The 10511-nt window shown below is 31.5% G+C and carries 8 protein-coding genes; 2 read left to right on the top strand and 6 right to left on the bottom strand.

The features are described from left to right. The first annotated feature begins 276 nt into the window (after positions 1-276). On the top strand, positions 277-882 hold the full coding sequence (locus B5E79_RS10235) for a peptidoglycan recognition protein family protein (protein WP_087297949.1): 606 nt from the start codon (positions 277-279) through the stop codon (positions 880-882). Between the two features lie 14 nt (positions 883-896). Continuing rightward, positions 897-1598, top strand: a complete 702-nt coding sequence (locus tag B5E79_RS10230) for an MmcQ/YjbR family DNA-binding protein (protein WP_087297948.1) — start codon at positions 897-899, stop codon at positions 1596-1598. A gap of 30 nt (positions 1599-1628) precedes the next feature. Here the strand turns inward: B5E79_RS10230 and B5E79_RS10225 are convergent, their stop codons facing one another. The 6 genes from B5E79_RS10225 to B5E79_RS10200 form a co-directional block, all read right to left on the bottom strand. Continuing rightward, positions 1629-2756: a glycoside hydrolase family 10-like protein gene (locus tag B5E79_RS10225; RefSeq protein WP_241147483.1), complete on the bottom strand. Its 1128-nt coding sequence runs from the start codon at positions 2754-2756 to the stop codon at positions 1629-1631. A gap of 31 nt (positions 2757-2787) precedes the next feature. Continuing rightward, complete coding sequence (gene ispD, locus B5E79_RS10220; protein WP_087297947.1) at positions 2788-3423, bottom strand: 2-C-methyl-D-erythritol 4-phosphate cytidylyltransferase; 636 nt, start codon at positions 3421-3423, stop codon at positions 2788-2790. Between the two features lie 74 nt (positions 3424-3497). Continuing rightward, entirely contained in the window at positions 3498-5705 is a 2208-nt protein-coding gene (locus tag B5E79_RS10215; RefSeq protein WP_087297946.1) for a glycoside hydrolase family 3 N-terminal domain-containing protein, read from the bottom strand. A gap of 20 nt (positions 5706-5725) precedes the next feature. Then, a complete protein-coding gene (locus tag B5E79_RS10210; RefSeq protein WP_087244231.1) occupies positions 5726-6487 on the bottom strand; it encodes a MurR/RpiR family transcriptional regulator in 762 nt (253 codons plus the stop codon). 39 nt (positions 6488-6526) lie between these two features. Continuing rightward, positions 6527-9181: a glycoside hydrolase family 38 N-terminal domain-containing protein gene (locus B5E79_RS10205; RefSeq protein ID WP_241147484.1), complete on the bottom strand. Its 2655-nt coding sequence runs from the start codon at positions 9179-9181 to the stop codon at positions 6527-6529. Next, the gene (locus tag B5E79_RS10200; RefSeq protein ID WP_087297944.1) at positions 9165-10505 is read right to left on the bottom strand and encodes a PTS sugar transporter subunit IIC; all 1341 of its coding nucleotides are present in this window, start codon (positions 10503-10505) and stop codon (positions 9165-9167) included. The genes B5E79_RS10205 and B5E79_RS10200 overlap by 17 nt, the downstream gene beginning before the upstream one ends. Positions 10506-10511 lie beyond the last annotated feature (6 nt).

Here is a 10511-nt window from a genome sequence, read left to right as displayed (position 1 = left end):
GTAGAAGGAATACCCACTATTATTATAAAAGTTTGCAGAATTAAATTCTATCATTGGATTTGTAAAATTAAATTCCATATAAATTGATTTAGGGATGGAATTTAGTTTTTCAATTTACGTAAAATCAATACTTTTTACAATACAATAATCATTTGATATTCTCAAATCAACAATCATGATATAATAGTTGATATCCACATCAATTTATAAAATATTAAGAAATTATTTATACATTTTCAATGCTATCATGACATAATGTAAAAGCGAGGTGATCTTATGGCAAAGAAAAAAAGAATCAATAAAAAGCCTATGATTTATATGCTTGTGATTTTACTGATCATTGGCATAGGAACAATTTATCTGTCTTCACGTCATCATAATGATATTGAAGAATATCAGGTTGATGGCTTATCTATACAACATCAATTTTTAACGGTTAATCCCAATTCGCGAAGTGGAAAAACATTACCAAGAGTTAATGGTATTGTGATTCACTATACTGCCAATCCTGGTTCCACTGCTCAAAATAACAGAGATTATTTTGAAAATCTGAAAATAACCAGAACGACTTCTGTGTCTAGCCATTTTATCATTGGATTAGAAGGAGAAATCATTCAATGTATTCCTTTGAATGAAGTCGCTTATGCTTCTAACAATCGTAATAAAGATACCATTTCTATTGAATGCTGCCATCCTGATGAAAGCGGACAGTTTAATGATGCAACTTACCAGTCATTACAAAAACTCGTGCGTGCTTTAATGGACTCCTATCACTTACAAAGTCAAGATGTGATTAGACATTATGATATTACTGGTAAAATCTGTCCGAAATATTTTGTTGATCATGAAGATCAATGGCAAGAATTCTTAAATTCTCTATAATGAGGTGATTCATCTTGAGTTTAGAACAAGATATATTCCAAAGAACAAAAATTGATTTTAATAAACTGATAGCCTATGGCTTTCAAAAAGAATGTCATCAATATGTTTATATTCAAAATATTTTAGATAATAGCTTTCAAGTAGTCATTACTATCAATACTGATGAAGATATTCATGGAAAAATGATTGATTTAGCTTTTCATGAAGAATATATCAATTTTCGTATCAAAGCGCAAACTGGTGAATTTATCACAAAAATACGTCAAGAATATGAAAAGATTTTAAATGATATCAAAGACCAATGTACAACACCACAATATTTTATATATCCTCAAGCCAATAGAATTGCTGATTACATAATAAAAACATATCATGATTATCCTGATTTTCCATGGACGAGCGATCCTCACTATGGCGTTTTTAGACATCACAACAATCAAAAATGGTATGCTTTAATGATGAACATCAATAAAAATAAAATCACTTCTGAAAACGGGGATGTAGAAATCATCAATTTAAAATTAAAAGAAGAACATATTTTACAATTACTTCAAGAAAATGGTTTTTATAAAGCTTATCATATGAATAAAAAGAAATGGATTTCTATCATCTTAGATGAAACATTATCTGATGAAGATATTTTCAAATATATAGATGAAAGTTATCAATTGACACAAACAATCCATACAAAAACAAAAAAGGATGTCATCCAATAGACTATATAAGTCGATTGGTCGCATCCTTTTTTATGCATGTTGCCTTAATAATTCATTTAATTCCTGTATTGATGATTCTTTCAGGAATGAATCATATCGAAATAAACTAAACCCTTTATATCCATTTTCATATAAAATTTGAACTTGTGAAGCAATATTACGAGAGTTTTCCTGCCATCCATAATCCTCATCAACAGCCCCACCAGCACGATAAAGCGCTAATCCAGCATATAACATAACACCTTGATGTCTTGGTATTTTCGCAAACTGCTCACATCGATCAGTAAACATTGTTGTTTTTTTATCTTCACCATACTGATCACTCCAATATATCTGAGGCATTAAATAATCAATATAGCCTTCTTCCCCTAACCATGTATCAATATCAGCCCCATCATTTAAACAATTTTCATAATTGCCTTGAGGACTGATGCCAAATACAACATTTTCATCAGTCTCTTTAATTGTCTGATAAACATCCTGTATGAGCATATTAACATAATCCATACGTTGATTGGCCGTTGTGCCATCATGTGTTCCTGATACATAAAAATAATCATCAAAATGTATACCATCAACATCATAGTTTTCCACAACTTCTTTCACTCCATCAACAATATAATCTCTCACTGACTGACTGGCAGGATTTAAAATATATTGATATGTGGCATAACCAATTGTTTGAGTTGCATCTTCCAACCAGTCACGGTGCGGTGAATGATTTAAAAACTGTTCAAAGCTTGCTTGATTTAAAGAGACTCTATAGGGATTAATCCATGCTTCAATGGACATACCTTGTTGATGAGCAATGTCAATCATCACTTCTAATGGATCAAATGATAATGATTCCTGATGTGTAATCACTCTTGAAAGAGGAAACAAATCTGACGCATATAAAGCATCATTAAAAGCACGCACCTGAACAATAACGGTATTGATTTTATAATCTTTTATATTTTCAATAGCTTGTGAAAAATCTTCTTCAAAGCTTTCCTTTGATTCATAAGAAAACTGTTCTAAATCTCCATACGCAAACCAGACAGCTCTTTTGTCAAAAGAAGATAATGAACATGGTGGATGTGGCATAAAGAAGTAAATAGTCAAACAGATACATAATAATATTATAATAACAAGTAAACTGTGTTTTTTCTTTTTCAAAAGACCACCCCATTGATTATATTCAAAAGTTTTATTTTAAATCCTCTTTTGTTGTAATTTTTTTATTTTCATAATCCCCTAAAACAAAATAAACTTTTTCATCAGTAAAATGTTCTACCATTTGAGCATCATCAGTAGCCAAATAGTGCTGTTGTATCGCTTTTGTGTAAGCATCTAAAATCAGTTTGGTGTGAAAAGCCTGTGGTGTCTGTGCCTGCATTAATTCTTGTCGATTAAGTGTTTCTTCGACAACACCATCAATCACTCTTTTAATTGTATCTTTACAAGGTACCATTAATAAACAGGCTGGATGTTCTTCTAGACATGTTAACAGATCATCAATCTGTTGTTTTTTTAAATAAGGTCTGGCTCCATCATGAATCAAAACATTTTCATATGTCACATGTTGTAAACCTGCAAATACACTATCCTGTCTTTCTTTTCCCCCATCAACAAACTCTATGCGTTCATCACTTAATAATTGTTGAAATTCTTTTCTTTCTTCAGGTCTTGTCACAACAATAATCTGTTGACAGCGTGTATCGTTGATAAAAGTTTCTAAAGTCATTTCATAGACTGTCTTACCACGAAATGAATATAACATTTTATTATAATTCAATCCTGTTCTTTTCCCCTGTCCAGCACATAAAATAATGACACTATACATTGTTCTTCCTCTTTTCTCTCTATAAACTGCATTTATCATACCATATTTACCTTAATTTATCAAAAAAAGCTACCTTAGCAGCTTTCTTCAATACAGACACTATATTCCTTATAATTTTGTGAATCTTGACCGACACAAACAGCCAAACGTCCTGTTTCTACAATATGTTCCATATCTATATTCCATATTGCCAGATCATCATAACTCAATGTGATACTGACTGTCTGAACAGCATGATGAGGAACATGTACTTTATGGAATCCTTTTAATTCCAGCACTCTAGAAACAATGCTTGATTGTAAATGCTTGATATAAATCTGAACCACATCTTGTCCATCTCTTTGACCTGTATTATGGACATCTAAAGTAATAGTGAGTCCTTTTTCTTTTAATTCCTGAATGGAAATCTTTTGAGGTAAAGATATATTTTGATATTCAAATGTTGTATAACTCAGTCCATAACCAAATGGAAGCAATGGACCAGATGGTAAATCTATATAATCTTTTTGTGCTCCGTTATGCTTATGATTATAATAACATGGTAATGCCCCTACATGACGTGGAATAGAAACACTCAAATGTCCACTAGGATTGTAATCTCCAAATAGCACATCAGCGATTCCATCTCCACCTCTTGAACCAGGATAAAAACTAGCCACAACCGCTTGAGAATAACGCATGACATCATTGATCACATGAACTCTTCCTTGAATCAAGACTGTGACAATATTTGGATTCACGCGATGAATCTCTTTTAATAATTGATTTTGATATCCTTCTAATTCAAGACTTGCTAAATCAATATTTTCTCCACAATTCATTTCATTTTCATCTTGAATTCTTAATGCACCATTATTTTCAAAAGCATTTTGATATAAACGCGCACTATTACCACCTAAAACCAACACAACAACATCTGCCTCTTTTGCAATCTTTAATGTTTCATCTAAATTTTCAAATTGTTTCTTTCTTGTAGTACATCCTAATGCATAGCTGACTTGTGAAGCTTTTTTACAGATTCCCTGATAGACAGTCACAATGTCTTGCGGATTTTGATAAGCTGTATAATCACCCAATTGATGGAGATAGTGATGAGCATTAGGTCCAATCACAGCAATTTTTTGTGTTTTCTTTAATGGTAAAATATGATCATCATTTTTTAATAACACTTGACATTCTCTTGCACTTTGCAACAATAATTCATCACATTGAGGCAATGGTATATTTTGTGAAGGTTCAAAAAGACCTAACTTTTCTTTGAGTCTTAAAATTCTTTCAACCGCTATATCTAATTCTTCTTCAGTGACATAGCCTTGTTTAACAGCTTCATCAAGTTTGGTATAAACCTGATCCCATAAACTCAAGTCAACACCTGCTTTTAAAGCCAGACTTCCCATTTGTAAAGGATTGTCATTTAATAATAACAGTCTATCTAAAGCACATCCATCAGCCATGACAATGCCATCAAAACCATACTCTTTTCTTAAAATATGATGAAGAAGATTTTTATGAATATGACAAGGAATTCCATCTATTTCATTATAAGCTGCCATAACAGCTCTTGCACCTGCTTTGACTGCTGCCTTGACTGGTGGCAAATGAATATCTCTTAATTCTCTTGGACCAATCTTAGCTGCATCCGAATTATGTCCACCTTCACAGGCTCCTTGAGCACATAAATGTTTGACAACAACGCTGACTCCGTTTTGATCTTTTTCAAATCCCTGCACAGCACTTTGAATCATTTGTGAAGTCAGATACGCATCTTCACTAAAACATTCTTCACTTCTTCCCCAACGTGGATCTCTTAATACATCAAAACCAGTAAATAAAGCAAGGTTTCCACCTTTGGCGGCTAATTCCTGACTGACATTCTGTGCAATTTTTTCCATCAACAAAGGATTCCAGCTCATCCCCATTGCTAATTGTGTAGGATAGACAGGACTTTGTAATGCCATATGACCATGAACACATTCTTCTGTAATCAAGGCGGGTATTTGAAAACGAGAATGTTTCTTGATATAATCCTGAATCATTTGAATAACCTGATAACTTTCTTGGCGTGTAATCCCATTATGTTCATCAATCTGTGACCAGGCATCAGCTCTCATAATTCCATAAATCGCACCAACGCCTCCATATTCTTTAACGTGTTTTTTAAATAAATCTGTTAATTCATAATGGTCTCCCACTTTCTGATAACATTGCCAACCATATAAATGCTGGTTTAATTGACCAACTTTTTCCTTTAAAGTCATTTGTTTAATTATATTTTCTACCATTTTCTTTCCTCATTTTTTATTTATAAATATTTTTTACTATATAAATGTTGATTCACTAATTCTCTAAGTAAATATTCAATAGCCAAATGCATATGTAAACGTGAATCAATATCATATCCTTCATCTTTTGATACTGATACATTCACAGTATAATCAGATAGTTTTGACATCGTTGAATTTATTTTTTCTGAAATTAATAATATTTGACATCCATTCATTTTAGCAGTTTTCATAACGTCAATAATATCTTTTGTTTCCCCACCACGTGAAATCACAATGACAAAATCTTCAGAAGTTAAATGATTCGCTTCTAAATATAAAAACCAATTATCATCTGGATATATTGTTCTGATTCCAAATAAACTCAGTTTTACTGCCAATATCTTCGCAACATATTTATTCATCCCAGAGGAACAAACAAGAACATTTTTAGCCTGTACTATACTTTCAATAGCTTTTCCAATATCTAAATGTCTTAACATAGACATTGTATCTTTGATTTCTTTTTCAATAGTATCACAAACATTATCACATCTAGATGTATATTCATATTCATCTCTACGATGGTATAAAAGATCATAGCGAAAATCCATAAATGTTTTATAATTTAATTTTTTCACCATTCTAAAAATAGTTGTTGTGGATACATTTAAAGCCTCAGATAATGAAGATATTGTTAAATTTGGCTGTAAATCCTGAAAACTCAAAAGTTTATGAAAACATTCCACTTCTAGTTCAGTTAAATGATTTCCATATTCTTGAAAATTTTTAATGAGACTCATAAACAATCAATCCTTTCATATGAAAATAGAGTAGAAAATCTACTCTATTATAACAGTTACAAAAGTATTTGACATCATGCTTTTGATATAAATTTTTCCATCTTGATTTTCAAGTTCTTCTTGTTTTTCTTCTAATGCATCCCCAAGATAACATTTTTTATCTGCTGGAATATATAAAACAACATTTTCAATATCTTCATCACGATTATTAAGAATACGGATGACTGACGCTTGACCACATTCAGCTTTCTTATAAGCCATCAGTTCAACTCTTGTATCTAATTTTATATCTTCATATTGCCATTTTAATCCTTTATTTTTTTGACGGCTGATATCATTAAGATAACGTGTTTGAACTGGTGTATTTAATATTTCAGCTGTACGAACCAAATCAGACATTTGTTGACTTTCACCAAAGAAAAGTGAGTATTGACTCGTTACTTTTTTATCCAACAATTGTGAAGATGGCGTATCCATACGATATCCCGATGATCTTCCTGGTCTGATCAGTAAATCAGCTTTTCCAAATTTTCCAACGCTTCTTAAAAGTGTTAAACAAATTCTTTGATCATTTTCTACTTCATATTCAAGAGGTCCTTGGCTTAATAATGACATGATAGCATTTTGATGATTTAATTTCACAAAGCGTTGCATCGCATAGATAGGTAAAACATATTCTGTTGCCCCATTTTCTATTCCTTTTTGATTTGTAATCACATTATCTCTGATAATAGTTCCAAGTTGATCTTGACTACAGTTTTGTTTAGAAGTATAGATATCATCAAAAGCAACTCTGACAATATGATCACAAGAATGATTTTCAATAGTTGTTTCAAAATCAACTGTCTGACTATGAGCCTTTAAAGAAACATCAGTGATAATACGTAATGGTTTTGTTTCTTGACTACGATGATGGTCCACCACTTTTGATGGCACAGCTGTATCAAAAGTGATACGATATTTGACTTCAATGGATGATGATTCTACCAATTCTATAGTTGGTTTCACATCATTAATTCTGATTTCTTGATCATCAATACATGGTGAATAATTATATTCATCACCATCATCACCTTTTTCAAGTAATGTATGAAGATGATGATAAGTTTCACCTGTCAGTTTATTTGTGACTGTTAAAGTGCCATCTTCTTCAATCACTACTGATAAATATTTATTTTGTGCTCCATGATTCATCACACTCACATCTCCTTGTAGAGATGTAGATGTTTTTTCTTTGAAGCAAACTTTTAAGATTTCATAACCCATTGGTGGTAAAAATGAAGTGTCAATTTTGAATTGAACTTTAAATTTCGTACCCTCTAATACTTCTCCTGAGTCATGGAAGTTTTCCATACCATTATAGTATTCAATATCATGACATGTCTCTTTTGTTTCATTCATGAATTGATAAGGAACAATTGTCCCATCATGACGTTTTAATACAAAATCTTTATCTTTGACAATCATGCTTACAAAGGCAAAATCTTGTCTTTGATATGGTAAAGTATTAAATAATACCAAAATATCTTCCTGATCATTTAATTCACTTAAATCCACTGTTTCGGCTAAAAATCTAAAATTCATCCAAATCAGTTCATTCAAACCATGTCGTAAATTTAATAAACGATTTTCCACTGTATGATTAATACTATCTGGTGAAGAACTATATATAGAATCATGGAACTGATTTTTAAAGATAATCTTCCAGAAATAATTGATTAATTCCTGATCACAGTGACCCCCAAGTGAACGTGTCATACTGACCATTGGTTCTACAACTTTTGCCATGATTGTTTCATAATAACGCATCGCATTTTTTATATCTATACGTGTAGACGTAATGCCTGCATGAATACGTCCTAAAGTTGCACTTCTTGCTTCACCTTTATAGACTTTTAATTCATGATGATTTTGCTTGGCAGCTTTTAAAATATTTTCAAGATATTCTTCAGGGTTTGTCATCTGACATTGATATCCATCTTTTTGTAAACGATTGATCATTTGAGAAGAATGGCGTCTAGGGAAAGCATAATCGCTTCCTAGCATAAATAATATTTCGCCATCCTGATAACGTTCTTTAAGTTTTGGAATAAAATTTTCCATATCCTTTTTAACATCTTCATAATCTTCTGGGAAACCACGATAATGTCCATATCCTAAAGCAAAATGAATAGCCGGTAAAACTGTATGGCCATTTCCTTCCCATAAAAACAATGAATCTTCTAAACAATCATAATCAAATCCACGCCATGCATAAACACCTTTCATACCAATTTGTTTAAATAGATAAGGCGTAATTTTATTTTGACCAAATGCATCTGGAACCCATCCGACTTGGAGGCAATGTCCAAATGACTGCGCATATTGAGATCCTATAATTAAATTTCTAAGTAATGCTTCTCCTGATGGAATAATCATATCTGGTTGCACATACCATGGACCTATAAATAATTTTCGAGCTTTGACTAATCTTGCAATACGCTCTTTTTGAAATGGTTTAATACTTAAATAATCTTCTAAAGCAGCAGTTTGTCCATCGAATGTAAAATATTTCATTTGTGGATCGTTTTCTAACATATCAATTAAACGATCAAAGAAATAACAAAGTTTAATACGTGAAGCATCTGTTGAACGTAACCATTCTCTATCCCAATGAACATGAGGAATAAAATGAATATTACTCAAGAACAACACCTTCATTCTGGGCTTCAATACTATTTTGTTTAATTTGTAATTTAACAAATGGATAATATAAGATTAAATCAATAATAAACAATACAACACATAAGATAACAGGACTGATTGTAAATGCACCTAATACCCATGCATTGACAAAGATAGGTTCTACACCTGAATTTAAGACAACTAAATGGTTAACCCAACCCCAAGAAGTCGCAAAATAACCAATAATTGCATTAATAACAGGAACAAAAACAAATGGTAAGAACATAATTGGGTTTAATACAATTGGTAAACCAAAAGTAACTGGTTCATTGATACCAAATAATCCTGGAATAATTGCAACTTTACCAATAGATCTTTCAGCAGAACCTTTTTTACCTAAAATAAGTAATAAAACAACAAGTGCTAATGTCGAACCAGATCCTCCAATCATGGCATAAACATTACATAATGTATTTGGAGCAACTTGTGTAATACCATCAAAAGATCCTGTTTCCACATACATTTGAATGTGTTCATAGAAAATTGGCATCCATAAAACTGAGATTAATCCCCACATAATTGAGAATCCATGAACACCAAAGAACCATAATAATTGCATAATAATGATAACTAAAATAACGGCTGGTAATCCTGTACCAATACCATTTAATGGTGAAATAATAAATTCAGTCATTAATGCCTGTAATGAAGCATAACCACAAAGTACAACAACTTCTTTAATAACTGAGAAAATAACCATAATGACAAAAAATGGAATAATTGATAAAAATGAATTTAATACCATTGGTGGAACTTGTCCTGGTAATTTAATTGTATATTTAGAATTCACTAAATGATAGTATAAGAATGATGAAGCTAAACCAATAATCATTCCTGTAAACATTCCTTCATAGTTGAAGAAATTAATTTGAAATGCTGTAATTGTTGAATCACCAACATCAATAGCATTTGGAATTGTTGCGATATAAGCAATAAGTGAAACAATACAAGCAACTAATGGAACACATTTATCTCCTGTTTTATTTGCTCTTAACTGATTAGAATAATTATAAGAAGAAGCTAATACAACAACAAGACCAGTCATACCCATAGCAACTGTATTAATATTTGTAAAAGCGTTAATAATACTTCCTAAGATTCCATCTAAAGGAATTCCCCATTCACCAAACCAATAATTAGCTTGTTGACTCACTAAACCTGCAAGAGATCCAACAACAGTAAATGGACTCGTTAAGATACATGCGTCTTTAATCGCATTTAATAACTTGTTTGAAGTGACCTTATCAGAAAGTGGCATAAGATACTTCTCTAAAAATGACATAATTAATTTCATATTTTT

This window comes from Massilimicrobiota sp. An134, assembly GCF_002160815.1.
Classification (GTDB): domain Bacteria; phylum Bacillota_I; class Bacilli_A; order Erysipelotrichales; family Coprobacillaceae; genus Allocoprobacillus; species Allocoprobacillus merdigallinarum.
Note: the sequence above shows the minus strand (reverse complement) of the source record. Positions and strands in the feature narration are given on the sequence as shown.

Excerpts from the sequence above, each read along its gene's own strand:
- B5E79_RS10215 (WP_087297946.1), bottom strand. The coding sequence starts at position 5,705 with ATGGTAGAAAATATAATTAAACAAATGACTTTAAAGGAAAAAGTTGGT.
- B5E79_RS10210 (WP_087244231.1), bottom strand. The coding sequence starts at position 6,487 with ATGAGTCTCATTAAAAATTTTCAAGAATATGGAAATCATTTAACTGAA.
- ispD (WP_087297947.1), bottom strand. The coding sequence starts at position 3,423 with ATGTATAGTGTCATTATTTTATGTGCTGGACAGGGGAAAAGAACAGGA.
- B5E79_RS10235 (WP_087297949.1), top strand. The coding sequence starts at position 277 with ATGGCAAAGAAAAAAAGAATCAATAAAAAGCCTATGATTTATATGCTT.
- B5E79_RS10200 (WP_087297944.1), bottom strand. The coding sequence starts at position 10,505 with ATGAAATTAATTATGTCATTTTTAGAGAAGTATCTTATGCCACTTTCT.